The sequence below is a fragment of the Anabaena sp. 54 genome (assembly GCF_017355725.1).
In the GTDB taxonomy this organism is placed as follows: Bacteria; Cyanobacteriota; Cyanobacteriia; order Cyanobacteriales; family Nostocaceae; genus Dolichospermum; species Dolichospermum heterosporum.
Window position 1 is genome coordinate 1 of sequence record NZ_JAAVWA010000023.1, and the last position, 26,596, is coordinate 26,596.

Here is a 26,596-nt window from a genome sequence, read left to right on the forward strand (position 1 = left end):
CTACCTCCCCTACCTCCCCTACCCCCCCTACCTCCCCTACCTCCCCTACCTCCCCTACCTCCCCTACCTCCCCTACCTCCCCTACCCCCCTACCTCCCCTACCTCCCCTACCTCCCCTACCTCTCTTCTCCCCCTGCTTACCTTCACCCGTCATTTTCGGGTTGACAGACTATTAGCCCTCACAGACAACTTTTTCAGCAAACCCTAATTATTACCACCTAAAAGAAACAAACTAATTAACGTGCCACTATTCCAAAGACTGTGGAGAAGCATAGAAGAAAGTAGATTGCGCGATCGCGTGTAAACTATTCCTAAGACTATTCCTAATGCTGTCAGCGGGAGTATTTCTGATAAACTGAGGTGAGCAGCGGCAAATAACAAACTACTGATCAAAATTGCCCCCCAAACCGAAGTATAACGAGTCAGAGATGGTAATAAAAAACCTCGAAATAGAAACTCCTCAAAAAATGGTGCAGCTATAGCTGCGGTAAAGAAAAATATGCCTAATGCAGTATTATCCCGGCTTTCTAGTGCCATTTGTAAAAGTGGATTACTGCCACCTTGTCCTTGCCACAATTTTTGATTAATCAGTGATACTACTACCACAATCGGTAAAGCCGTGCAATAGCCACCGAATCCCCACAAAACCCAATTACCAAAGAAATTGAAGCGAAACCAGTTGTTAGGAAGAGGGAAAAAACGCCTAATGGAAAAATATAGAACTGACAAAGAACCAAAAGCCACTAACATATAACTAACTAAAACCACAGAAGCTTCAATTCTGGCATTTCCTGTACCACGAGGAATAGGTAAAATAGATAATAATTCGGGGATAAATAATTGTCCCATTAAGAAAAATCCGAGGACAAAAACCTGAATAATTATTTCCCAATTCCAAGGAGTTGACCAAACTAAATCACCATTTGTAGCTAGTATGGATGCTTGACCTTTAAGCAATCGTTGAACCAATAAGAAAAGCAGCAGAATTAGCCCTAGAAAAGCTGTCAAGGTGGGGATAGTCGCAATTACCGCTAATTTTAACAATGCTTGGGCTGCCGCTGCTTGTTGGGCAATTTTCAGAGAGGATAAAGCTTCCTGACGTTGTTGAAGTTGATATAATTTTTCTAACGCCGTAGAACGAAACCAACTATCTAAATTTTGTTGAATTAGCTGTTCAGCTTTAGGAAATAACCGGGGAGGTTGACTCCACATTCCGCTTAATACTTGGGCAGTTTCTTGATATTTAGAATTGATATTTGATGATTGCTGTAATTGATTCCAAGTTTTAATAGCATTGTCTGTTTGCTGTTGCTGTGCTTGTAAAATTCCCAGCCGCAAATCTACTTCTGCTAATAATTTTTCTTGTTGTTGGATAGATTTTTGTAAACTTTTTTCTTCTGCGGAAACTGGAATTGCTGGCGAAGATTGCAGTTTTACTAATTTTTTATTAGTCGCCTCTAAACTAGTTTTGACAGATTCACTCGCTTCTTGATATTGCTTTGTCGCGCTCATCTTAGGATTAGCACCGAGAATAGATTCTTGAAGTGTTTGAATACTTTCGTCGCTACTGTCTTCTGGTTGCCATGCCTGAGCTTGTAAGACAATATTTGTCTGGTACAATTCTAGACGACTCTGGAACTGAGGTTTTTGCCAGCTACTTAATAAAGATAACCCTGACAACATTATCGCTAACAAAGTTAGCCCAATTAACAGCAACCGTTTAATTGTCATCTATCCCCCTTGAACTTACAAGTACAGGAGCATTAGCCCCTTGGCAATTATAAGCCAGTACCGCAGGGTAGAATTAAAATTTAAAAAAAGTAGCTTAGATCAGGTTTATATGGGCTTTGAGCCATTGTTCTAGGTCGGTAATGTCCACAAAGTCTAATAATGCTTCTCCCAGGTCTTCTAGTTGTTCTATTGTAAGATTGCTGATAGTTTCGATGTAATTACCGCTCAATTTCCCAAATCGCTTGGATAACTGACGGAATAGTAAGTTTGTTGCTTCATCTTGTTTACCTTCTTGCTTTGCTTCTTGATATACCCTAGTTTGCTTGATATCACTGACTAAAAACATCGCTTCTATCTCCTGACGGCTTAATTGTGAAAATTTGGACACCAAGACAGTCTCCAGCAACTCTATAATACCTTGTCTTTCTCTGTCGTTGCCAATCTCTGTTTTTGTTCTTTGCATCAAGTTTTGAACTAATTCTGGTGCTTTTGTTTCTTTACTCACAATTAATTCAATTAATCCCATACCAATTGAACCTGGTGGAATTTCATCTAAATAAATGCGCTTGATGCGTCCACTATTAATTAATTCTTGTTGATAATTAGTTAATACCTCTACATCTAAACTACGTTTAGCAAATAAAGCTATGGCTTGCCAATCTTGTTGAGGTATTGATTGAGATAAATGTTGATTTCTGTGATTAATTCCCAGTAAAATTCTGGTTTATTTTGGAATTGAACTTCTACAAAATAGATGGGTTTTTCCAAACTATCTGGCATGAAAATACCATCAAATCGAAAGGCTTTTTCTTTAACTTCAACAGATGTGAAATTATAACCTTGAGCATTTTCCGTCGGTTGACCGAGTAGTTCAAATAACAGGGTATGAAAAGTGAGGAATATTTGATAAAATATTGTATCTGTGTGCATATCCTTTAATTACTGGTTTGTGTGAGCTTTGAGCCATTGTTCCAGGTCAGTAATGTCCACAAAGTCTAATAATGCTTCTCCCAGGTCTTCTAGTTGTTCTATTGTGAGGTTGCTGATAGTTTCGATGTAATTACTGCTCAATTTTCCAAATCGTTTGGATAACTGACGGAATAGTAGGTTTGTTGCTTCATCTTGTTTACCTTCCTGTCTACCTTCTTGCTTTGCTTCTTGATATACCCTAGTTTGCTTGATATCACTGACTAAAAACATCGCTTCTATCTCCTGACGGCTTAATTGTGAAAATTTGGACACCAAGACAGTCTCCAGCAACTCTATAATACCTTGTCTTTCTCTGTCGTTGCCAATCTCTGTTTTTGTTCTTTGCATCAAGTTTTGAACTAATTCTGGTGCTTTTGTTTCTTTACTCACAATTAATTCAATTAATCCCATACCAATTGAACCTGGTGGAATTTCATCTAAATAAATGCGCTTGATGCGTCCACTATTAATTAATTCTTGTTGATAATTAGTTAATACCTCTACATCTAAACTACGTTTAGCAAATAAAGCTATGGCTTGCCAATCTTGTTGAGGTATTGATTGAGATAAATGTTGATTTCTGTGATTAATTCCCAGTAAAATTCTGGTTTATTTTGGAATTGAACTTCTACAAAATAGATGGGTTTTTCCAAACTATCTGGCATGAAAATACCATCAAATCGAAAGGCTTTTTCTTTAACTTCAACAGATGTGAAATTATAACCTTGAGCATTTTCCGTCGGTTGACCGAGTAGTTCAAATAACAGGGTATGAAAAGTGAGGAATATTTGATAAAATATTGTATCTGTGTGCATATCCTTTAATTACTGGTTTGTGTGAGCTTTGAGCCATTGTTCCAGGTCAGTAATGTCCACAAAGTCTAATAATGCTTCTCCCAGGTCTTCTAGTTGTTCTATTGTGAGGTTGCTGATAGTTTCGATGTAATTACTGCTCAATTTCCCAAATCGCTTGGATAACTGACGGAATAGTAAGGTCGTTGCTTCTTCCTGCTTTGCTTCTTGATATACTCTTGTTTGCTTGATATCACTGACTAAAAACATCGCTTCTATCTCCTGACGGCTTAATTGTGAAAATTTGGACACCAAAACAGTCTCTTGTATCTTAGAGGTGACTGTATTGATGTAGCTGCAATTTTACTGGTTTATCCTGTTCATAAATAAACTGTTCTTTCATTAACAAAGCCATTTCCGCTTTTTGCAATTCCACTCCTAGATACATGGCATGGGAAACTTGTAAACCCGGACAATCTGTGAATATTTGCTGGGAAAGTTTATGTGCAGATTTACCAGAATAACAATTAACTACTTCTCCAGAACCAGGGGTTGTATGTTCAACAATAATTTGATGATTCTGAATAGTAATAATAAAACTACCAGCAGGATCAAAATAGTCTTTTTGTTGAGATATTTTAAGATATTGAGATGAAATGACATTGGCGACATTTTCAAAACAATCATCATAAATATGGGCGCTTTGACTAATAGTAATTAATGCCCCCATTTTTAATGTATGAGCAGTTCTTTTAAGCAAAGAATTATAAATATACTTTTGTAAAGCCCTTAATCCCATAGCATTTGCTGGCCAAGCTGAGAACATATCATTACTACGAAAAGTTGCAGTTAAAGATAGTTCATTATCAACTATTCTCACCCAAACATGATTTAGACAAGGGGGATTGTCATTATCATCTTGACTAGCATCCCATAAGGACATTACAGCCCTCGCAGAATCAATATCATTGGCTAATTTTTCAATGACTTGTTCAATTTGATCACGTCCAAACCAAGAACGTAAACGTTGCCCATAAGTATATTTTACTCCTTCTCGATTGGGTGCATCATCTAAAATTTGCGAAATATATTCTTCTAGAAAACTTCTATCTATGGGTAAATAATTGGGTTCGGGAAAATAGAAATCCTCCGGTTCTTCGGTGACAACTGCCATTAAATCTATCAATTCTTGCCATTTACCATCATAGCCAGTGGGTCTAATTGTACCAGTGGTTTTAATTCTATGAATGATTTTTACCCAAGTTTCAGCAATTGTCTTACCTTCAATTCTGTGTCCATAGCGTGTTCCTGGTAAAACAGTTGGTTCAATTGTAGTCATAGGAAATTCTACAGGTATTCCCCAAGGTGCAACGGTTTCTTTTTGGGCGTAATATTGAATTTTTTCGACAGCATCAGCAATTGATGTAGCGTCTTGAATTTCTACGGAATGGCGTAATTTTTCCAAGGCATTGATATCAATATCAATATCAATATAACCAGAAATAGGAGAACAAATTACCCAAGATTTTCGCCCAGCGTCGCTAATACTTTCTGCCACACCATGACGGAAGAAATCACTTAAACATTGACAACCACCGGCATTTTTATCTTCTTTGGTAGCGTTGAGAATAACTAAATACCGCACATGAGGATTTAGCAATAAGTTGCGAATTAGTAAGTTGATACCTCTAGTAGGTGAGTATAACTGTCCGATTACAGCATATTCATTTGATTGTAGATGTTTAGCGATCGCTTGTTTCACCATCCATCCTGTAATCACTGCGGTTTGACCACTACCATAAATCAATTGGTTTGGTTTGTGTTGTGCTGTGTAATAGAATTGGGTGATTTGACCCATATTAAGATAACTGCTCACTGAATTTACTAAGTTTTTCTATAGTAATGCCCGATTATTCAGGATACAATAATTAGTCCAGATTAATCACACATTGTCAAAAAAGGTAGCTAGAATCGGACACATCTTCACGGGTTTTCGGCATTTTCTTGATAAGATACTTGATATTCTTGCTCTTCCAAGGTTATCGGTATTTGCTTCACAAAAGGTAAATCTGCACCTACCAAACCTCTTTGAATCCGTTCTGATGTTTGATTAAAAACTACAAACAGAGGATAAATGGTATTAGTACCTTCACTCAAAATATGACTGTGACGAGGGTGCATAATCCATTCATATTCTTTATCTAAGGAATGTGAATTAAATAAGGTGCAAAAGTAGGGTGTGTTAGCGACAGCGTAACGCACCATTCCAGGTTACATCAGAATTGCAGGTTATTAAATTTGCGTTCCTAAGTAAACTTGGCTTTGTCTCCATCTTCCCAATAAATCAGAAAAGTCCTCATGGGGACGATGAATAAAAACCAAAATCTCCACACTGGTTTTAATTTTCCATTCCGGGTCACACATGATAATAGCTATATCACAGGGTAAACTGGTGGTTTGTGAGGTTTTAGTTTCTAGATCACGGATACGGACAATGGGTAAAGTGATAGTAATAACACTTTCCCCAGGACGACGGAGACTAGGAATCATCTCCAAATAGGGACGATGTTGTTTAAGGAGAGCGATCGCTGATAAATGATTGCTATACTCAGCTAAACTGGTTTCATAAACAGATTTTTGTAAAGTCATATCTTCCTAAAATATAAAAATATAAAGTATGAAGAATAAAAGATTAAACTTGTTTATTTACTCTTCATTCTTCATCTTTCAATCCTTCCTTAACCCATCTTTTCAAATACTTTGAACATCGGCAGGTACATAGCCAACAAAATTGTCCCTACCATTCCCCCCAATACCACAATCATCACGGGTTCTAAAACGCTGGTAAGTGATTTAACTGCCTGTTCTACTTCGTCTTCATAGAAATCAGCAACTTTCATCAACATTCCATCTAATTGACCGGTTTCTTCACCGATACTCATCATCTGAATTGCCATACCAGGAAAAACCGATTCTTTGAGCAAAGCCACACTAATCATCCCCCCTTGTTGAACTTCTTCACGAGCAGCGTCAATAGCATTAGCAATAACTTGGTTTCCAGATGTATCTCGCACAATTTCTAAACAAGTTAAGATTGGTACTCCAGAACGAGTTAATGAACCAAAAGTCCGACTAAAACGGGCAATGGAAGATTTTTGAATTAAATCACCAAACAAAGGTAATTTCAGAGCAATACCATCAATATTTAACCTACCAAGAGGGGTTTTGTAATACTGCTTATAAGCAAATGATAATGCAAACAAAATCCCAATAATCACTAAAGACCAGTAACTTCGCAATATTGAACTACAGTCCATCAAAAATTGCGTAAGTGGTGGTAATTCTATACCTATATCTTTGAAAATGGCGGCAAAAATGGGAATTAGAAAGACTGTCATCCCTACAAAAATAGCAGTTGCCAAAAACCCTACTACCACTGGATAAGACATAGCCGATTTAATTTGGTTCTGCAACCGCGCCATATCTTCTAATAGTTTAGCTAAACGATTTAAAACCTCATCTAGCACACCCCCAATTTCTCCAGCTTGTACCATACTCACATACAAACCATCAAAACAATCAGGATGTTTACGCATGGAATCTGAGAGGTTAACTCCAGTTTGAACATCAGCACTAATTTCAATTAAAGCCGCTTTAAGTTTAGGGTTACCACACTGTTCAGAGAGTACACCCAAGCCTCTAACTATGGCTACACCTGCATTTACCAAAGCAGCAAATTGACGAGAAAAAACCGCTTTATCTTTTACAGAAACCTTAACAAAGGAATTCTGAATTTTCTGGATATCAAACCGAGAAGCCAAGCTTTGAGATTCTTTTAACTCTTGAACAACAAAACCTTGATTTCTAAGATTAGTCCGAGCATCAGTCAAGGAATCAGCGGTAAATTTTTCAGTTCTGGATTTTCCTTGAGAATCACGAATACGAGCAACGTAGGTAGGCATAATATTAATTTAAAATTTTAGAATTGGTAATCGGTAATCGGTAATCGGTAATCGGTAATCGGTAATTGGTAATCGGTAATTGGTAATTGGTAAACATTTCCCCCTGCTCCCTGCTCCCTGCCTATTACCTGTTAACGCAATTTAGCTCCTGCTGGGGCTGTCGCACCAATTAGACGCTGTACTTCATCTGGTTTAGAGGTTTTAGAGATTGCCGCTTCAAAAGAAATAGTTCCAGCTTTGTATAAATCAGCCAAAACCTTTTCTAGAGTTTGCATTCCCAATTTACCACCAGTCTGAATAGCTGAGTAAATCTGTGCTGTTTTTCCTTCCCGAATCAAGTTAGAAATAGCGGGAGTAATCACCATGATTTCTTGAGCCATAACTCGACCATATTCATTAGCTTTGGGATTTTTCTTAGGTACTAAAGTTTGACTAAAAACTGCAACTAAGGAGTTAGATAACTGCACCCGCACCTGAGTTTGTCTTTCTGAGGGGAAAACGTCAATAATCCGGTCAACGGTTTGTGCAGCAGAGCTTGTATGTAATGTACCAAATACCAAGTGACCTGTTTCTGCGGCGGAAATTGCCAAAGCAATTGTTTCTAAATCCCGCATTTCTCCTACGAGAATAATATCTGGATCTTCCCGTAAAGCTGCTTTCAAAGCATTAGCAAAACTCTTCGTATCTTCCCCTAATTGGCGTTGGTGAACTAGACTTTTGATAGGTTCATAAACAAATTCTACAGGATCTTCAACCGTTAAAATGTGTTCTGCCCTAGTCCGATTAATTAGGTCAATCATTGCCGCTAAGGTAGTAGTTTTACCAGAACCAGTTGGACCTGTAACGAGAATTAATCCTCTAGGTTTTTCCGTCATTTCCCGAACTATATCGGGCAAACCTAATTTTTCAAAGTTAGGAATTTTAGAACTTAATGCTCGTAAACAAGCAGCAAAAGCACCCCGCTCTTTGTAGACATTCACCCGAAACCGAGCTAATCCTTTTACACCATAAGAACAATCTAATTCCCAGGTTTGCTCTAAGGTTTTGCGCTGAGTGTTATTGAGCATACTAAAAATTAACCTTTGGCACTCATCAGCAGTTAAGGTATGTTCACCAATAGGTGTTAGATGTCCACTAATCCGAAAATAGGGAGGCAAACCAGCAGATAGGTGTAAGTCTGAGCCACCCATATTAATTAGTTGCTCCATCAAGTCTTCAATCATCATTTCCATAGTCTTGTTCCACTCCCGTTAATTAACAATAAAAAACTGCAAACTCTCAATTCAAAATGTGTGGTTAATCTGTAAATCGAGGTGTCATACAGTAAGGACAATCTAACCATTCTGGTTGTAATTCCCCTGTACAAGTCCGACAAGTCAGACCACTTTTGCGTTTAGCCTTTAATTCAGCTTCTAAACCTGTGTCTGTAAATGTTACCCGTTCTACCTCTTCTAGGGTAGTTGCACCTTGGCGAACTAGGTCTAAACTGTATGCCAGTAAGGTTTTCATACCCTCTTCAACAGCCACTTCTTTGATCCTTTCTGTAGGTGCTTCCTTGTTAATAAGGGTTTGTAATTCTTCAGTAATCCGCATCACTTCATAAACACCACAACGCCCCTTGTAGCCAATGCCATTACATTTTGGACAAAGATTTTTACGGCTGACTATTTCTTCTGGTGGGATAATATTGGCTTTATAGAAAGTCACCTGAGCCTCTTGGGAAGCTGATAAACCATAGCGAGCGAGTTCTTCAATGGTGGGACTATAGGCAATCCGACATTCAGAACAGACACGACGAACTAGACGTTGTGCTAAAACACCAATGAGAGAACTGGAAACCATGAACGGTTCAATACCCATTTCTCCTAAGCGAGCGATCGCTCCCGGCGCATCATTAGTGTGTAAAGTAGTTAATACCAAGTGACCGGTTAATGCCGCCTCAATCGCCGTTTTTGCAGTTTCCTTATCTCGTGTTTCCCCCACCAGTAACACATCTGGATCTTGACGCAAGAAAGCCCGCAAAGCCGTCGAGAAATCCAACCCCTTTTCCCGAATTACCTGTACTTGAGTAATCCCCGGTAAACTGTACTCAATCGGATCTTCTACCGTACTAATATTAATCCCCGGATCATTCTTTTCTGACAGTGCCGAATACAACGAAGTCGTTTTACCCGAACCAGTTGGTCCTGTCACCAAAATCAACCCAAAGGGCTTACTAACCATATCCTGAACAATTTTTAAGGTTTCTGGGTCAGTAATTAACTTATCTAAACCCAATTGAGTAGAGGAGTTATCTAAAATCCGGAGAACAACCTTTTCTCCATAACGACTAGGTAGAGTATTTACCCGAAAATCCACCTTTCTCCCCGCAAATATCCGGCGGATACGTCCATCTTGAGGTAAACGTCTCTCCGCAATGTCCAAGTTAGAAATAATTTTAAATCTGGCTGTTACTGCCGGGATAATTTTTTTCGGCATATTTTCAAATGCCTCACGTAATACCCCATCCTTACGGAAACGAATCCGTAAATATTCTTCCTGGGGTTCAATGTGAATATCCGAAACACCCTCACTTAAAGCCTTCAACAAAATCCGATTCACAAGTTTAATAATAGGTGCATCATCAGCACCCTTCATCGCCTTATCTAAATCAACATCATCATCACTACTTTCCTCTATTTCCAGATTTTCTAAATTGTCTAAATCCCCCTTAACATCATAATTTTTTTGTTGATCTAAGGTCTTTTGGCGTGCAGCTTGCTCATTTAAGTATTGATTAATAATGCCCAAGTAATCTTTCTGCGTAATTACCCGCCGCTGAAAAGACAAACCTTTAGGACGCAAAATTCGGTTAAGATCATCAGAAGCCTCTAAATTATCTGGGTCAACCATCGCCATTAAAATATAAGGTGACGGTTGGTCATCATGTCTTGACAATGGCACTAGATAATGGCGACGACATAGCTCCACAGGAATGAGTTCTTGAATCAGCATCCCCACATTTGTTGTATCAATTTCGTTGATTTCAGTATCAAGCGACTCAATACCGTATAAAATTTTAAGTTCAAATAAGTGTTGTTTTTTGTATGCTGTTACCTGTTCAGGAGCTAATTTTCGGTCAGTAATTGACTCTAATACTTCTGTCAGTAGCTTGCCAGTCTTGCGGCTCATAGCTAAAGCCTGTCTCATTTGTTCATTATTGATATAGCCAGATGCTACTAGTTTATTAGCAAAGGGCGAAAACTCAGTTCTGATAGTTATCGCCGTACTGCGCCCTTGTGGTGATGAGTAAGTCATAAGAATACCCGGTAAGTGGGAAACTCAGTGGCTTTAGCCCTGAGAGGGAAACGGCACGAGCGGTTTTAACCGCCTTGAATATTTTTTCATTACCGCCTTAGAGTTAAGAAATTCGGGGTACTTTTGTGGTGTACTTTCAACGGGACAATTACCGATTCAAAATTCCCAACTCTGTACGCATAATGTTTTGCACGCGATGTGCCTCCCATTTCTGGGGTAATGTTAGCTAGATGCCTCCGGCACGCTGGCGCGAACGACCAGTTATAAGAGCTTTTTAGACTTGCAACACTGTTTCAGTGACCTTAAAACTGTTTAATTGCAAATGACAGAGCGGGGAACTAGCTTCGCATTCCAGGGTGTCGTGACTCAAATAACGGCTACGATGAGAGTAAACTCAGGGTGGTCTGGTCAGCACGGCTTGCTTGATTACTCTTGCAAGCCCAGTCCCTTTAGGGCTGGGTTACTGACAAGCAAATGGGTTAGGGTAGGGGAATCTCTTCTTTAAGTATTCCCTGACGGTGGTACATACTTCTCATTGATACTGTATTAAATTCTAGCCAACAACCTTTTGATGTAAAAATTTTTATATTGACAATTTATCACCATAAAATAACAGTAATATCACGTCCTACTGAAATATTAGTAACTAATATAACCTCTATTGTGTTACTAAACACGGGATTGAACCCATAATTATCTCACTCGCTGAATGCTGAAGGCCGAATGCTGATAGCCTGTTAAATTTCTGCTGTTAAAAGCATCTAGGATGGGTAGATAATAGTAAACGAAAATAAACAGGTAAACTATTTAAAGAAGAATTCAGGAGTCAGAATCAATCAGTCGGGGATTCAGACCCACAAACGATTGAAGACCACCAAATCTAGGATTTGGTGGGGATCTTAAACCCGGTTATTCATCCGCCACTCGCACAGAATTCAGAATGGATTCTGACTCGGTGACTCCTGAATTCTGTTGGATAAACCAGGAATTGGGCGAATCAACTAAAGATATAGCAAGTAGTTGCTAAAGTTACCGAAAACGCCTAAGTCTACCGCAAACCATTCTTCTCAGCACTTCAGTGACTGAGTTTTCCACTTACCACATATTCTTATGAAAAGTGACTCCCCGTCCGAAATTAACCCCCAAGACTCTAGCAGCGAAGCTAATGAGCAAGTAGCAAACCAAATAAATGAACAGGGAGATAATATACTCACTGAAGAAAATGGTAGTGCTACAGCCAATCCCATTGAAGTAGATATCGCTGTCTTAGCAGATTTATCTCAGCAAATTGAAACTCTCAAAGCTCAATTAGAAGACCGTAGCACTCAATATATGCGAATTGCCGCAGATTTTGAGAATTACCGCAAACGAACTGCCAAAGAAAAAGAAGAAATTGACTTACAGGTAAAGCGCAACACAATTACGGAATTGCTACCTGTCGTTGATAATTTTGAACGAGCGCGAGCGCACCTCAAACCCCAAGGCGATGGTGAAATGACAATTCATAAGAGCTATCAAGGGGTTTATAAACAATTGGTGGATTGTCTCAAACGTTTAGGTGTAGCACCCATGCGCCCTGAAGGTCAAGAATTTGACCCGAATTTGCATGAAGCTGTGATGCGAGAACCAACCGACGAACATCCAGAAGGAACTATTTTGGAAGAGTTAGTTCGGGGCTATTATTTTGGCGATCGTGTACTCCGCCATGCGATGGTAAAAGTAGCTGCACCGAGAGAAGATATATCTGTGGACTCAGAAGATTTGTCCAATCAAGATAACGGTTAGCCATACTCTCTAATCTCAAAATAACGTAGTATACTGGGGTTAATCGTATTTAACCGAAAGATGAAATACCTAACCCCAGAACAAGTTTACAAACAATTTGGCTATCACCCTAAGACGACGGCAGAATGGGCTGACTTAGGGAAAATAGAATGTATTTCCCTGGGGGACACCGGAGATATCCAGAGTCAGCCTTTATCAAAACAGTTCCAACGGATAAAGAGCGGGTTCTTTACGCCCGTGTCAGCACAAAAACCCAGTTGTTAGACCTTGACACACAAATAGAATTTTTAGGCAAAACTTACCCAGGATGTCGAGTCGTCAAGGATGTTGCTAGTGGCATGAACTGGAAGCGGAAAAACTTTCTTAAATTAATGACTCAAGTTGCCCAGAATCAAATCTCTGAAATTGTCGTGGGACATAAGGACAGGTTATGCAGATTTGGTTTTGAGTTCGTTGAGTGGTTTTGCAACCTTCACGGCTGCAAAATTGTTGTGGTGAACAATGCCAAGCTATCGCCGCACGAAGAGTTGATGCAGGATTTTATGGCTATCATGCACTGCTTTTCCTCCAAACTTTACTTTCTTCGGGCTTACAAGAAAAAAATAGCCGAAGAGCAAAATATTCATGAAACAAATAGTAGTCAATATGAGTCAATGGGGGTATAATAGTAAAAGACGTAGCAAACCAAGTCCATGAAACTGGACTTTTTTATCATACAAAGAACAAGGTTCAAAGCCTCTCCCCGCAACGGGGAGAGGTTTACCAGAGGGGTTTCATATTTGGTTAAACTATGAACCGTTTGCAGTATAGAAAGTTTTGGTATCGAGGTCACACAAAAGTTTGTAACCAAATTATTGTGAAGGCTTATGATACTAAGATGGACGACAAAGGTGTGGTGTGGTTGCGTTTTGGAGGATTAACTCCATGTAAAACTCTCAAGTTACCAACGACTTTACCAATAAAGTGTCAGCTAAGGCTAATTAAGCGTAATAGCAGATGGGAAATACACTACACAACTGATATCCAAAAAGCTGGAAAAAAGACCGATGGTAAAATAATTGGATGTGATAGAGGTTACACCGAAGTTGATGCCACATCTTCTAGGGAACACCAAAAAATAAATTACCCAATTTTGTGGGATGGGCATCCTGCCCGTCCTTGATGGTTAGCGGGCAATTCGTCCCGCACCACAAGAAATTTTTGGGTATTTTTTAAATCGGTAGCATCTGTGTAAGCGATCGCTTATAATGTGTTTTAAATAAAGGTTGCATAAATTCATTGCCTGTAGCTAAGACACAACCACTTGTGAGTAATTACGGTAGAGCATCTTACTAAAAATAATTCAAGTATGGGAAAAGTTATTGGGATTGACTTAGGGACTACAAATAGTTGTGTCGCTGTTTTGGAAGCTGGGCAACCAAAAGTAATTGCCAACTCCGAAGGTGGACGTACTACCCCTAGTATCGTAGCCTTTGGTAAAGCTAACGATCGCCTAGTCGGACAACTAGCCAAGCGACAGGCTGTAACCAATGCCGAAAACACAGTCTACAGTATCAAGAGATTTATCGGTCGTCGTTGGGAAGACACAGAATTAGAGCGCGGTCGTGTCCCTTATAATTGTATCAAAGGCAGGGATAACACCGTTGATGTCCAAATTCGCGCCCAAAACTACACACCCCAAGAAATATCCGCTATGGTCTTGAAAAAACTCAAGCAAGACGCGGAAAATTTCCTGGGGGACGAAGTAACAAAAGCCATAATTACCGTACCAGCATATTTTACAGATGCTCAAAGACAAGCCACAAAAGATGCAGGTACTATTGCTGGGCTAGAAGTATTAAGAATTATCAACGAACCCACCGCCGCCGCCCTAGCCTTCGGTTTAGACAAACAAGATCAAGAACAATTAATCCTAGTATTTGACTTAGGCGGAGGCACATTTGACGTATCTATCCTCCAACTAGGAGATGGAGTTTTTGAAGTTAAAGCCACCTGTGGTAATAATCATCTCGGCGGAGACGACTTTGATAATGCCATTGTCTGCTGGATGGTGGAGCGATTCCTGGCAGAAGAGAAGATAGACATTACCCAAGACAAAATGGCACTCCAACGCCTGCGAGAAGCCGCGGAAAAAGCCAAAGTGGAACTATCCAGCCTGGTTGTTACCTCCATTAACCTGCCATTTATCACGGCTGATGCCAGCGGACCCAAACATCTGGAAATGGAACTCAGCCGGTCCCAATTTGAAGAACTCACAGGGAGTTTAATCGAGGGGACAATCGCCCCCATAATGCAAGCTCTCAAAGATGCAGAAGTCAAACCACAAAATATAGATAAGATTATTCTAGTCGGGGGTTCTACCCGCATTCCTGCCGTTCAAAACGCCCTGATTAAATTTTTCAATGGTAAAACCCCGGATCATTCCGTCAACCCTGATGAAGCCGTAGCCTTGGGTGCAGCTATCCAAGCTGGGGTTTTGGCAGGGGAATTAGACACCCTGTTACTTTTAGATGTCACACCTTTATCTTTAGGGATTGAAACACTAGGAGAAGTATTCACCAAAATTATTGACCGAAATACCACCATACCCACCAGCAAAGCTCAAATATTTTCTACAGCCGTTGATGGTCAAAACTCCGTAGAAGTTCATGTCCTCCAAGGAGAACGCGCTATGGCTAAAGATAACAAAAGTCTGGGCAAATTTCTCCTCAGTGGCATTCCCCCTGCGCCTCGCGGCGTTCCCCAAATTGAAGTCGCTTTTGAAATTGATGTGAATGGCATCCTCAAAGTTGCGGCGCAAGATAAAGGTACAGGTAGAGAACAGAGCATCCGCATTACAAGTACAGGCGGTTTAAGCAACAACGAAATTGAGCAAATGCGGAAACAAGCTGAATTATTCGCCGAGGAAGATCAAAGACGTAAAGAACTGGTAGCACTCAAAAACCAAGCTAATAATCTTTTGTTCACCTATAATTCAACATTACGGGATAATCCCGATTTGGTCAGTGAGCAATTGATAGCTGTGGCTAATCAGAAAGTTGAACAACTACAAGCCGCAATGAACAACTCCAATCTGTCCCCAGGGAAGTTTAAAACACTTTTAGAGGATTTCCAACAAACTATCTTTGCTATTGGTACAGATGTTTACAACCAGGCTAGTGAGGAACATTCTAAATCAGAAGATGTCACGCAAATCAATCTCACAGAAGAATATCATTCTTCCTTACCCAATACACAAATACCACAATTCAACGTTGATTTAGATGAAGAAAATAACTCACAAGTTGATTATGAGACCATAGACTAAGTAGGTTGGCATTGAAAATTGTCGTTATGGCAAGGCAAAAGGCAAGAGGCAAAAGGCAAGAGTGAAGAGGGTTTGGGCGATTTTACGCTTCTTTACACTTACACAGTTTGGTTTTATTGTGTTCACCTACTTAGTACCGCAAGGCGGAAGTCAAAAGTCAAAAGTCAAAAGTCAAAAGTCAAAAGTCAAAATGAAGACAGTATAGGCTTTTGGAGGATTTAGAATGGTTCATTCACTTACGCCACAGCGTACTAGAAATTTACCATGCCAAATATCTGCTTAACACAGCCATACCATATACCTAGCCAAAAGTATAGGTTGGGTTTTCCACATTTAATAGTACGGCTAGTACCTATAATCAATAGGTGGGTTTTCCACACTTCAATAGCACAATAATATAGCAGGAACGATTTAATGTAATTTGTCTTTACGAACGGCGGAAAAATCCCAGACAAAACCCAGGTCTAGGAAAAATGAGGACAGATTTACTCTTTTCCAGACGCTTAAGCAACCACTTTAAACATACCCTATGATCATTATTGTGGACACTAATGCCAAGAAAATAATAATTATTAACAAAAATTAAAAAAGAGCATGACTAACGCTAATCCCCGCTATTTGCACTCCTAAAAGTCTGTATTCTTGTTAAAGTGTTACCTTGAACCTATTAGCTAGTATTTTCTGTAATTCTGCTTCCTTCTAAATTTTAACCTTGCTATATGGCCCGAGACTATTATGAAACCCTGGGTGTCTCTCGTGACGCCGAGAAAGAAGAGATTAAACAGGCTTATCGCCGCCTAGCCCGAAAGTATCACCCAGATGTAAATAAAGAATCTGGGGCAGAGGAACGATTTAAGGAAATTAACCGCGCCTACGAAGTGCTATCTGAACCAGAAGTTCGCGCCCGTTATGACCGCTTTGGTGAAGCAGGTGTTTCTGGCGCGGCTGCGGCTGGTCCTGGTTTCCAGGATATGGGTGACATGGGTGGTTTTGCCGATATCTTTGAGAGCATTTTCAGCGGCTTTGCTCCAGGTGGACAACCCCAACAAAGACGGCGGAGCGGACCAGTACGGGGCGATGATCTGCGCTTAGACCTGAAATTAGATTTTCGGGAAGCGGTATTTGGTGGAGAAAAGGAAATTCGGATTTCCCATTTAGAAACCTGTGAAGTTTGTACTGGTTCTGGTGCTAAATCAGGAACTCGCCCCCGGACTTGTAGCACCTGTAGCGGTTCAGGTCAAGTTAGACGGGTAACAAGAACTCCTTTTGGTAGCTTTACCCAAGTATCAACTTGTCCCACCTGTGATGGCTCAGGAACGGTTGTAGAAGATAAATGTGATGCTTGTGATGGTAAGGGCGCAAATCAGGTTACAAAGAAACTCAAAATCAATGTTCCCGCTGGTGTAGACAATGGCACAAGACTACGGATTTCCCAAGAAGGAGATGCGGGTCAACGCAATGGTCCTCCAGGTGATTTATACGTTTACTTGTTTGTCAATGAAGATGAAGAATTTCATCGTGAAGGCATTAATATTAACTCGGAAATTAAAATTAGCTACTTACAAGCCATTTTAGGTTGCCGATTGGAGGTAAATACGGTAGATGGACCTGTGGAGTTAATTATTCCCTCTGGAACTCAACCGAATACAATCATGAAATTAGAAAATCGTGGTGTTCCCCGTCTGGGTAATCCTGTGAGTCGTGGTGATCATCTGTTGACGGTGTTAATTGATATTCCCACAAAGATCATCCCAGAGGAACGAGAACTACTGGAGAAGTTGGCTAAAATTAAGGGAGACAGAACTGGTAAGGGTGGTTTAGAAGGATTCTTAGGAGGCTTGTTTAAGTCATGATTGGGTCTTCTGTATTCACCCCTGATGCTCAACTCGATTTACGTGGTACTCCTTGCCCGATTAATTTTGTGCGGACAAAATTATTTCTGGAAAAGATGCCTCCTGGCGATTTGTTGGAAGTCTGGTTAGATCCGGGTGAACCGATAGAACAAGTTCCTGATAGTCTAACAATGGCTGGTTATCAAGTGGAACAAATTACAGATTGTACTGGCTATTTTTCCCTGGTTATCCGTCGTCCGGTTACTGTGGCATGACAGGGGAAAATATTTCTACTAAACAGTTATTGGGTACGGTGTTAGCTGTACAGGCTAATTTTTATCGAGTACAGATGGATGAAGTAGAAGGAGTCAGCACTTCGGCTTCGCTCAGTGAACAGTCAGGAGTTCAGGAGTTCAGGAGTTCAGAAATAATAGAAAGTTCTTCCTCCCCTTCTTCGCTGTCACCTGTTCCCTGTCACCTGTCACCTTCTTCCCCTATCCTCCTCTGTACAAGAAGAACGCGCTTAAAAAAGATTGGTCAACAGGTGATGGTGGGCGATCGCGTGATTGTGGAAGAACCAGATTGGGCAGGGGGACGGGGGGCTGTGGGTGAGGTTTTACCGCGTCATAGTCTATTGAATCGCCCAGCGATCGCTAATGTCAATCAAATTCTCCTGGTTTTTGCGGTGGCTGACCCGCCTTTAGAACCTATTCAATTGAGTAGATTTTTAATTAAGGCTGAATCTACAGGAGTGGATGTGCTGTTATGTTTGAATAAATGTGATTTAGTCTCTTTAGAAGAAAAACAGCAAATTAGCGATCGCTTACTGGCTTGGGGTTATCAACCTTTATTTATTAGCGTTCAAAATAGCATTAACATTGACCAAATAGCCACATATTTGCAGGATAAAATTACGGTGATTGCTGGTCCTTCTGGTGTAGGGAAATCAAGCTTGATTAATAGTTTGATTCCCGATATCAACCTGCGAGTGGGGGAAGTTTCCGGCAAATTAGCCCGTGGTCGCCATACCACCCGTCATGTAGAATTATTTGAAATGCCTACAGGTGGGTTATTAGCAGATACTCCCGGTTTTAATCAACCTGATTTGGATTGTAGTCCTGAAGAATTAATTCACTATTTCCCAGAAGCAAGAGAACGCCTAGCTGTTGCCCATTGTCGCTTTAGTGATTGTATCCATAAAGATGAGCCAGACTGTGCTGTTAGTGGTGACTGGGAACGATATCAGCATTATTTAGAATTTCTGGATGATGCGATCGCTCATCAAAGCCATATTAACCAACAAGCTGACCCCGAATCAAGTCTGAAATTAATATCTAAAGGTAAAGGTCAAAGTCAGTACGAACCAAAACTGGAAAGTAAAAAATATCGCCGAATTTCTCGAAAGACTCAATTGCAAGACTTACAAAATTTATATCAAGACAGTGAAGATTGATTCTAGATAAATTTCATATCCCCGACTTCTTGAAGAAGTCGGGGATATTGGGATCTTGAATAAACAGAATTTCCTAACATTCAAAATCGCACCCCTTATTCCATCCTGTAAATCCTTAAATCCTGGACATCCTGATTCAGACAAAAAAATCTGTGCTATACTGAATCCAGACATCAAAACCAGCTTTTTGTAGAAAAATATTTTCCCCCTAACAGCGGTGGGTTAAGAAGGGAAAAGAAAAAAAGAGAAGAGGGCAAAAGAGCAAGAGTGTAAAGGGCTACTAATTCCTCGCCGCACCACTACATACAACCCGAAAACCAATATCGCCGTTGTTGATGCCGAGGAAGGGGTTGAGGTTGTAGCGATAAGCAGAACGACAATACCCAAGACGGTTGAGCCACGAACCACCGCGCAACATCTTTCCGCTCCAGCTTGAACTTGTCAAAGCACTGCCATCTGTAGGCGCATTTATATAATTATTTTTATAGTCATCTTGACACCATTCCCAGACATTACCGTGCATATCGTACAAACCAAAAGAGTTAGGGGGAAAAGTTCCTACATCTGTAGTCTGCTGACGATCTTTTCCTTTTGGTGCAGAAGCATAGGTATAATTACCATTATAATTTACCAAATCTGGAGTAATACTTTCACCAAAATAAAATGGTGTGATAGTTCCGGCACGACAAGCATACTCCCATTCTGCTTCACTGGGTAATCTGTAGTTTTTGCCTGTTTTTTGACTTAACTTTTTACAGAACTCAACCGCATTATTCCAACTAACTCCTTCAACAGGGCGGTTTTTGCCTTTGAATCCAAATCGGGAAGGGTTAGTTCCTATGATAGCTTGATACTGTGCCTGTGTCAATTCATATTTTCCCATGTAGAAACTGGGAACTGTAACTTGGTGTTGGGGACTTTCACTTGAGGAGCTATTTTCTTCGCTTGTCGGTGAACCCATGATAAATGTTCCCCCTGGTATTTCCACCATTTCCAACGTCACACCATTTCCTAAGTCTTCTGTAAAGTATTTCGCGCTTTCCTTCCGTTGGTTGGTGATATTTCCCCGTGCGTCTGTGGTGACAACTTCAAAACTAAAGGTTTTAAGGTTATTGGAAGGTATTGGTGGTTGAGGTATTGGTGGTTGTAAAGCTTTTTCTATTGCTGCTATTCTTTGCAAAATCTCATGGGAGTTTTGAGGACGATCTTTATATAAACGCTGCATCATATCATCTAATAAATCTGCCAACATAGATGATATTTGTGGTGCATGATTCCGCCAATTTAATGTTTCATTATAGGAATCATACATGATTGGGTCAAGTGGTTCTTTACCCGTGAGTAAATAAACAAATGTCCGTCCTAAAGCAAAAAAATCAGATTGAGGTACAGCATTATTATTAATTTGTTCCGAGGGTGTGTAACCTGCGGAAATTATTCCTGTGACACCACCTTGTTGTTTAAATACTGTAGATGTTACCTTCCTCACAGTACCAAAATCAATTAATACTAATTCGGCATTTTCAGACCGCAACATAATATTAGGTGGTTTAATATCTCGATGAAAAAAGTTTTTATTATGTACTTGTTCTAAAATAATAATTAAATCTTTTAGCCATTCTATAGCTGTAGTTTGGTTAATAGGACGCAAACCACGTTTTCGCATATATTTTTCTAAATCTTCTCCCACAACTTTTTCCATTACCAAACAATGAATTGGATTTTGGCTATTGTAGGGATAATATTCAAAATAAGCGTCTAATTCTACATTAGGAATACCGGAATGATGGAGTTGACTTAAAACATCAGCTTCTTGTTTAAATAATTCTACAGCTTTAGGGTCGTTATTAATCAAGACTTTGAGAACTTTAGCCTGATTGGTTCTGACTTCGTTAATCTCATAAGTCACACCAAAGCCACCCCGTCCTAACTGACATTGTACCCGATAACGTTGTTGTAGCAAGACTTCCGAGCCACAGGCTTGACAAAAAAGGATATTATCGGGATTTTGTGGCTTTGGGCAGTTAGAATTGATGCACAGGCTCATAATCTTGGTAGTTAGGACGTTTATAGGACATTCTACCTTGATTTACTGAAAATCAGTAATTTAGGATTTATGCACTGTAAAAATTAATCATTTTATGTATTGAGGAAAAAAGGCTATTTCCGAATTTGATTGATGATTATATTGATCATGAACAGACAAATATGGGAAGCTTGCAAATACGCCAGGGAATGAATTCCCTGTCTCATAGCTCAAGTCCGTTAAAACGGACTAAGGAATTTCACAAGTAAGTGTAGACGCGGTTTATGAGCGCCCGTTGAACTTCCGCGAAGCGGCGCTAGACCAAAATATTTTTCTATTAAGTATTAGCCGAGGATTCATGACCAATGACCCATATCGTCTTAAAATATTCTTAATTTCCCCACACAGACTTTTTTGTCTGTAACCTCCAAATACCACACATAAAAAATATTATGGCTATAGGCTACGTCGCGCTTGTACTTCATGCACATCTGCCCTTCGTTCGTCACCCAGGAAGTGATTATGTGCTAGAAGAAGAATGGCTGTATGAAGCGATTACTGAAACTTACATTCCTTTATTAAAAGTATTTGAAGGCTTAAAGCGAGACGGCGTTGATTTCAAACTCACCATGAGTATGACTCCGCCTTTGATTTCTATGCTTCGTGATCCTTTATTGCAAGAACGCTATGATGCTCACTTATCACAACTAGAAGAGCTTATAGAACTAGAATCTGAGCGCAATATTCATAATGGTCATCTGCGGTATTTAGCAGAACATTATGCAACTGAATTTAATCAAGCGCGGGAGTTATGGGAACGTTATCAGGGTGATTTAGTTACAGCATTTAAACAGTTCCAAGATAGTAATAACTTAGAAATTATTACCTGTGGTGCGACTCACGGCTACTTACCATTAATGAAAATGTATCCCCAAGCTGTATGGGCGCAAATTCAGGTAGCTTGTGAACATTACGAAGAAACTTTTGGCCAAGCCCCTAGAGGCATTTGGTTGCCAGAATGTGCCTATTATGAAGGTGTGGAGCGAATGCTGGCGGATGCTGGTTTACGTTATTTCCTCACTGATGGACATGGCATTTTATACGCCCGTCCCCGTCCTCGCTTCGGTAGTTATGCCCCGATTTTTACTGAACCCGGTGTAGCAGCTTTTGGTCGAGATCATGAATCTTCCCAGCAAGTATGGTCTTCTGAGGTGGGTTATCCTGGTGCAGCCGAATATCGGGAATTTTATAAAGATTTGGGTTGGGAAGCGGAATATGAATATATTAAGCCCTATATTATGCCCAATGGTCAGCGCAAAAATACAGGTATTAAGTATCATAAAATTACCGGACGGGGCTTAGGTCTTTCCGATAAAGCTCTATATGATCCTTATTGGGCAAAGGAAAAAGCGGCAGAACACGCTGCTAACTTCATGTATAATCGTGAGCAGCAAGCTGGGCATTTACACAATATCATGGGTCGGCCGCCAATTATTGTATCTCCCTATGATGCGGAGTTATTTGGTCATTGGTGGTATGAGGGTCCTTGGTTTATTGATTATCTGTTTCGGAAGTCATGGTATGACCAGAAAACCTATGAAATGACCCATTTAGCCGATTATTTACGGGCTAATCCTCAGCAACAAGTATGTCGTCCTGCTCAGTCGAGTTGGGGCTTTAAGGGTTTCCATGAATATTGGTTGAATGATACTAATGCTTGGGTTTATCCACATTTGCACAAAGCTGCGGAACGGATGATTGAAATTTCCCAAATTGAAGCTGAAGATGAATTACAGGAAAAAGCACTTAACCAAGCTGCGCGAGAGTTGTTATTAGCACAATCTTCTGACTGGGCGTTTATTATGCGGACAGGAACAATGGTTCCCTATGCAGTCAGAAGAACGCGATCGCATTTAATGCGTTTTAATAAGCTGTATGAAGATGTGAAAGTTGGTAAGGTTGATAGTGGTTGGTTGGAAAAAGTCGAATCAATGGATAATATTTTCCCCAATATTAACTATCGTGTTTACCGTCCAGCATTTTAATTAAGTAGTTCCCATATCCCCGACTTTTTGAAAAAGTCGGGGATCTAAACCCGCAGAATTCTGACTGGGGGTTATTTTTATATACATCTTGTCAAATTGCCACTAAATACTATCTGGGTAAATTACGGCTGTGGTAAGCATCAATAGCATAGACAGGTACGCGTTGGGCATAGTCCATATCTACACCAGTAATAGATTTAGCTAAAGCTGCAAACTTATCAGAAGCCCAGTTGCGTTCGTGAATGGGCTTGCTTTGTTCACCCATAAAGTAGGCTAGAGAACCGATAACAGAAACTGCTACCCAACCAACAACCAATAGAGAAATTAAAATAGTCATTCGAGAACCTCGTTTTTTACTTTTTGTAACCTTATGTAAATAAATATAACAGATTGTTAACAGAAGTTGCAAATTATTTTCTGGTGTGTATGCCCCTAAAATAGGTGAGGTATTCCTCACTGTAATTATTTTGTAATAAAACAAGGGGGAGTGGGGGAGTGGGGGAGTGGGGGAGTGGGGGAGTGGGGAATAAAAATTACAGTTACTCAACTTCCACTTCCACTTCCACTTCCACTTTTTCTTCTTTCTGACTCGGTGACTCGGTGAATCCTGCTCCCTGCTATAAACTAACCTAACTTAGCAATTTCACCTTCCATGAATTTAGCAATCTGACTAAGTTTTTCCGGTGAGTTGGTTTCCATGTACACTCTCACCAAAGGTTCTGTTCCAGAAGGACGCAGTAACACCCAGCTACCCTCTTCTAAATACAGTTTAATACCATCTTTCCTGCCCACCTCTCTCACCGCAATTCCTGCCACTTCTGAGGGCGGATTTTGGGTGTAGGAATCAATGACTGCGACTTTGTGATCTTCCGTGAGGTGTAAATCCAAGCGATTGTTATACAAAGGTCCATCAGCTTCGGCTATAGCTTCTTGTACCAACTGACTTAAAGGCTTACCTTCATAAGCGATCGCCTCAGCTACTAGCATATCTGCTAAAACCCCATCTTTTTCGGGAATATGCCCAATGATACTTAAACCACCGGATTCTTCTCCACCGATCAAAACGGCGGTTTCCCGCATTTTCTCGCCAATGTATTTAAAACCTACCGCAGTTTCATAAATTTGCAAGCCATACTTAGCAGCAAAATTATCTAATAAATGCGTAGTTGCCACAGTCCTAACAATTGCACCGCTCTTACCCTTGTTTTTAATCAAATGCCGTGCTAGAACTAACAGCACTGTGTTGGGAGTGAGGACATTACCTTGTTCATCAACAATACCAAAGCGATCGCTATCACCATCGGTAGCCAAACCCAAATCCGCATGATCAGCCCTCACGGCTGCCACCAACTCAACTAACTGTTCCCCTTTGGGTTCAGGCATACCACCGCCAAACAGCACATCCCGCCAATCGTGGAAACTTTCTAATTGACAACCACAGTGTTGCAAGACTTCATCTAAATATCCCCGTGAGGTAGAATAAAGGGCATCATATTTGACCTTTAAATTCGCACTTTTAATTTTTTCCACATCTAACAAGGTGTAGATAAAATTTAGATAATCGGGCTTCGGATCAAAAGTAGAAATTGAACCAGATGGGTTACTACCGGGTAACTCGTCCGATGCCGTTTCTATATTGGCGACAATAGTATCAGTAATTTCTGGAGTTGCAGGACCTGCATAATCGGGAATATATTTAATCCCACAATAGGGTGCAGGATTATGACTAGCAGTAAACATCAAAGCCCCTGCGGAATTGAGAAGACGCGCATTGTAGGCAATTACTGGCGTGGGACAATCCCGATCAGTAATTTTCACATTCCAGCCCAAATCCGCCAAAACTGCGGCAGATGTCCGGGCAAACTCGTCTGCTAAAAACCGCGTATCGTAGGCAATTAAAACCGGTTTGTCTTTACTATAGGCAGTTTCCAGATAACTAGCGATCGCTCTCGTTACTTTCCGTACATTAGGAAAAGTAAAATCATCGGCAATAATTCCGCGCCATCCATCAGTACCAAACTTTATCTTACCGGAATTGCTAGGGTTACTCATATTGCCACTCTCTCCCGTGCATTATTATTGCTATTTACTATTAGGAAACATCCAGCAAAGCTGTGGAACAGCCACTAAGCCGCAAGTATCCCCAAGGTAATTTCTCTCACTCTACATGAGCAATGTCAACCCCCGATAGACCCTTTGTTAGTTACCACCTTTGGTCTTTATTTGCCCCCAGCCGGGGACAGGAACATTGGCATTGCCAAATGAGAAGAGGATTTATCAAAGCGCGACAGCATGAACCCCAAGTCAAAGCCTTATTGGCAACAGCTACCCCACCCCAGCGCATTGGCATTCTTGCCCAAAAAGGTGTGTATGAGTTTCATCGTCATCTTCATTGGTTAACCCAGGTTGATGGTGTGGAAAAAGTGGCGAGGTTATTGAGATTGAGTCAAACCCATGAAACAGTTAAATATCGGGTATTACAAATTTTAAGAAAATATCAAAATGCCCCTTTATTATTAGGTAAGCGGATTCTAGAATTAACTTCAGGTGATGAAGGTTTTCCCAAGCCGATTGTGATTGAAAAACAAGATTACTGCTTTCGGTTATATGCCGCTATGGATTGTATATTTATTGAGTCTGATAGCACCTTACATATTTTAGATTTTAAAACAGGTAGATCGGCTTTTGACCACAGACAAGCATTAGTTTATTTACTTGCAGCCCGTTATCTTTATCCTGGTAAACCCGCAGTTGCATCTTTTTATAATTTGGAAGTTTGTAAAAAATCGGAATTAATTACTATTAGTAATAGTGAGTTTAAATCTTTAGAATCTGAGTTAGCAAATATTGCCCATCAACATCAAGAGGATTTACAACAATATGAAGCTAAAAATAGCAACTTTAGTCAAATATTTCCCCCAAATCCTGGAAACCATTGCCGTTTTTGTGCCTTTAGTTCTATCTGTGAATTCGCTGATTTAAAACTACCAAAATCTTATGTGATGCCAATTACAAAAGTTAGCGGTAAGCGTAAAGCTCAGTGGCTTTAGCCCTGAGATATAAGCGAGTTAAAAAGATCGGAGAATTTATCTTTTGCGTTCTCTAGTGTTATACTGTTCACAACAGGAACGGTAATCAACCTGTCTAAAAACCTAACTGCCTAACGGCAATATGGGTTCTATTCCATAGTTCTAGTTCCTGCCCAGGAATAGGTAAAATCTTCATGGGAGCTAGACGACACAGAATTTATTTAAACTCAATCAAAATTTGCAGTAATGCAACTACCTTGTCCGCTGAGGGGAAGTTAACGCTTGGGGAGAGAACCACCTCTGGCTTAAATACCGCAAGGGGTCTAAGTTAAGTGGACTCGTTGAACCAAGAATCTCAGTGGCTCTAGC

The 26,596-nt window shown here is 40.2% G+C and carries 20 protein-coding genes and 4 pseudogenes; 9 read left to right on the forward strand and 15 right to left on the reverse strand.

The window, feature by feature from the left end; genetic code table 11:
• Positions 1–204: 204 nt before the first annotated feature.
• From HEQ36_RS18340 to HEQ36_RS18395, 12 genes and pseudogenes are all read right to left on the reverse strand, one after another.
• Positions 205–1,731, reverse strand: coding sequence for a CPBP family glutamic-type intramembrane protease (locus tag HEQ36_RS18340; RefSeq protein WP_053539898.1), 1,527 nt, complete (start codon positions 1,729–1,731; stop codon positions 205–207).
• A gap of 94 nt (positions 1,732–1,825) precedes the next feature.
• Entirely contained in the window at positions 1,826–2,077 is a 252-nt protein-coding gene (locus HEQ36_RS26040) for a DUF4351 domain-containing protein (protein WP_367272414.1), read from the reverse strand.
• Between the two features lie 54 nt (positions 2,078–2,131).
• Positions 2,132–2,661, reverse strand: a pseudogene (locus HEQ36_RS26045) (Rpn family recombination-promoting nuclease/putative transposase); the annotation flags it as partial.
• A 9-nt stretch (positions 2,662–2,670) separates the two neighbouring features.
• On the reverse strand, positions 2,671–2,931 hold the full coding sequence (locus tag HEQ36_RS26050) for a DUF4351 domain-containing protein (protein WP_233455428.1): 261 nt from the start codon (positions 2,929–2,931) through the stop codon (positions 2,671–2,673).
• Positions 2,932–2,985: 54 nt separating this feature from the next.
• Positions 2,986–3,515: pseudogene (locus HEQ36_RS26055) on the reverse strand (Rpn family recombination-promoting nuclease/putative transposase); the annotation flags it as partial.
• Positions 3,516–3,524: 9 nt separating this feature from the next.
• On the reverse strand, positions 3,525–3,803 hold the full coding sequence (locus HEQ36_RS18365) for a DUF4351 domain-containing protein (RefSeq protein ID WP_290708242.1): 279 nt from the start codon (positions 3,801–3,803) through the stop codon (positions 3,525–3,527).
• A 19-nt stretch (positions 3,804–3,822) separates the two neighbouring features.
• The gene (locus HEQ36_RS18370) at positions 3,823–5,349 is read right to left on the reverse strand and encodes a thymidylate synthase (protein ID WP_053539895.1); all 1,527 of its coding nucleotides are present in this window, start codon (positions 5,347–5,349) and stop codon (positions 3,823–3,825) included.
• 125 nt (positions 5,350–5,474) lie between these two features.
• Positions 5,475–5,696, reverse strand: a pseudogene (locus HEQ36_RS18375) (hypothetical protein); the annotation flags it as partial.
• A 102-nt stretch (positions 5,697–5,798) separates the two neighbouring features.
• Positions 5,799–6,140 (reverse strand): annotated as a pseudogene (locus HEQ36_RS18380) (hypothetical protein); the annotation flags it as partial.
• 89 nt (positions 6,141–6,229) lie between these two features.
• The gene (locus HEQ36_RS18385) at positions 6,230–7,453 is read right to left on the reverse strand and encodes a type II secretion system F family protein (RefSeq protein WP_039203041.1); all 1,224 of its coding nucleotides are present in this window, start codon (positions 7,451–7,453) and stop codon (positions 6,230–6,232) included.
• 131 nt (positions 7,454–7,584) lie between these two features.
• Positions 7,585–8,685: a type IV pilus twitching motility protein PilT gene (locus HEQ36_RS18390; RefSeq protein WP_053539894.1), complete on the reverse strand. Its 1,101-nt coding sequence runs from the start codon at positions 8,683–8,685 to the stop codon at positions 7,585–7,587.
• A gap of 64 nt (positions 8,686–8,749) precedes the next feature.
• On the reverse strand, positions 8,750–10,750 hold the full coding sequence (locus HEQ36_RS18395; RefSeq protein ID WP_053539893.1) for a GspE/PulE family protein: 2,001 nt from the start codon (positions 10,748–10,750) through the stop codon (positions 8,750–8,752).
• Positions 10,751–11,860: 1,110 nt separating this feature from the next.
• Here HEQ36_RS18395 and grpE point away from each other — a divergent pair.
• The 7 genes from grpE (at position 11,861) to rsgA (ending at position 19,127) form a co-directional block, all read left to right on the forward strand.
• The gene (gene grpE, locus HEQ36_RS18400; RefSeq protein ID WP_039202898.1) at positions 11,861–12,535 is read left to right on the forward strand and encodes a nucleotide exchange factor GrpE; all 675 of its coding nucleotides are present in this window, start codon (positions 11,861–11,863) and stop codon (positions 12,533–12,535) included.
• A gap of 149 nt (positions 12,536–12,684) precedes the next feature.
• Entirely contained in the window at positions 12,685–13,200 is a 516-nt protein-coding gene (locus HEQ36_RS18405) for an IS607 family transposase (protein ID WP_290708244.1), read from the forward strand.
• Between the two features lie 125 nt (positions 13,201–13,325).
• Positions 13,326–13,697, forward strand: a complete 372-nt coding sequence (locus HEQ36_RS18410) for a hypothetical protein (RefSeq protein ID WP_233455403.1) — start codon at positions 13,326–13,328, stop codon at positions 13,695–13,697.
• Between the two features lie 186 nt (positions 13,698–13,883).
• Positions 13,884–15,842 (forward strand): molecular chaperone DnaK, encoded by a 1,959-nt coding sequence (gene dnaK / locus HEQ36_RS18415; protein WP_168635422.1) that lies wholly within the window; start codon positions 13,884–13,886, stop codon positions 15,840–15,842.
• A 719-nt stretch (positions 15,843–16,561) separates the two neighbouring features.
• Entirely contained in the window at positions 16,562–17,695 is a 1,134-nt protein-coding gene (gene dnaJ / locus HEQ36_RS18420) for a molecular chaperone DnaJ (protein ID WP_168635423.1), read from the forward strand.
• Positions 17,692–17,949 carry a sulfurtransferase TusA family protein gene (locus HEQ36_RS18425; protein WP_027401832.1) on the forward strand — a complete coding sequence of 86 codons (258 nt, stop codon included), beginning with the start codon at positions 17,692–17,694 and terminating at the stop codon, positions 17,947–17,949. Before dnaJ ends, HEQ36_RS18425 begins: the two co-directional genes overlap by 4 nt.
• Positions 17,946–19,127, forward strand: a complete 1,182-nt coding sequence (rsgA, locus tag HEQ36_RS18430) for a small ribosomal subunit biogenesis GTPase RsgA (RefSeq protein ID WP_168635424.1) — start codon at positions 17,946–17,948, stop codon at positions 19,125–19,127. The genes HEQ36_RS18425 and rsgA overlap by 4 nt, the downstream gene beginning before the upstream one ends.
• 280 nt (positions 19,128–19,407) lie before the next feature.
• On the opposite strand, the gene HEQ36_RS18435 is transcribed toward rsgA, so the two are convergent.
• Positions 19,408–21,174, reverse strand: coding sequence for a bifunctional serine/threonine-protein kinase/formylglycine-generating enzyme family protein (locus tag HEQ36_RS18435; RefSeq protein WP_168635425.1), 1,767 nt, complete (start codon positions 21,172–21,174; stop codon positions 19,408–19,410).
• 431 nt (positions 21,175–21,605) lie between these two features.
• Between HEQ36_RS18435 and HEQ36_RS18440 the strand changes: the two genes are divergently transcribed.
• On the forward strand, positions 21,606–23,198 hold the full coding sequence (locus HEQ36_RS18440; RefSeq protein ID WP_168635426.1) for a glycoside hydrolase family 57 protein: 1,593 nt from the start codon (positions 21,606–21,608) through the stop codon (positions 23,196–23,198).
• Positions 23,199–23,307: 109 nt separating this feature from the next.
• Here HEQ36_RS18440 and HEQ36_RS18445 read toward each other — a convergent pair whose 3' ends face one another.
• Together HEQ36_RS18445 and HEQ36_RS18450 are read right to left on the reverse strand one after the other, a co-directional pair.
• Complete coding sequence (locus tag HEQ36_RS18445) at positions 23,308–23,535, reverse strand: hypothetical protein (protein WP_053541320.1); 228 nt, start codon at positions 23,533–23,535, stop codon at positions 23,308–23,310.
• A gap of 287 nt (positions 23,536–23,822) precedes the next feature.
• Entirely contained in the window at positions 23,823–25,250 is a 1,428-nt protein-coding gene (locus tag HEQ36_RS18450) for a phosphoglucomutase/phosphomannomutase family protein (RefSeq protein WP_168635427.1), read from the reverse strand.
• Between the two features lie 122 nt (positions 25,251–25,372).
• Between HEQ36_RS18450 and HEQ36_RS18455 the strand changes: the two genes are divergently transcribed.
• A complete protein-coding gene (locus HEQ36_RS18455) occupies positions 25,373–26,248 on the forward strand; it encodes a PD-(D/E)XK nuclease family protein (RefSeq protein ID WP_168635428.1) in 876 nt (291 codons plus the stop codon).
• Positions 26,249–26,596 lie beyond the last annotated feature (348 nt).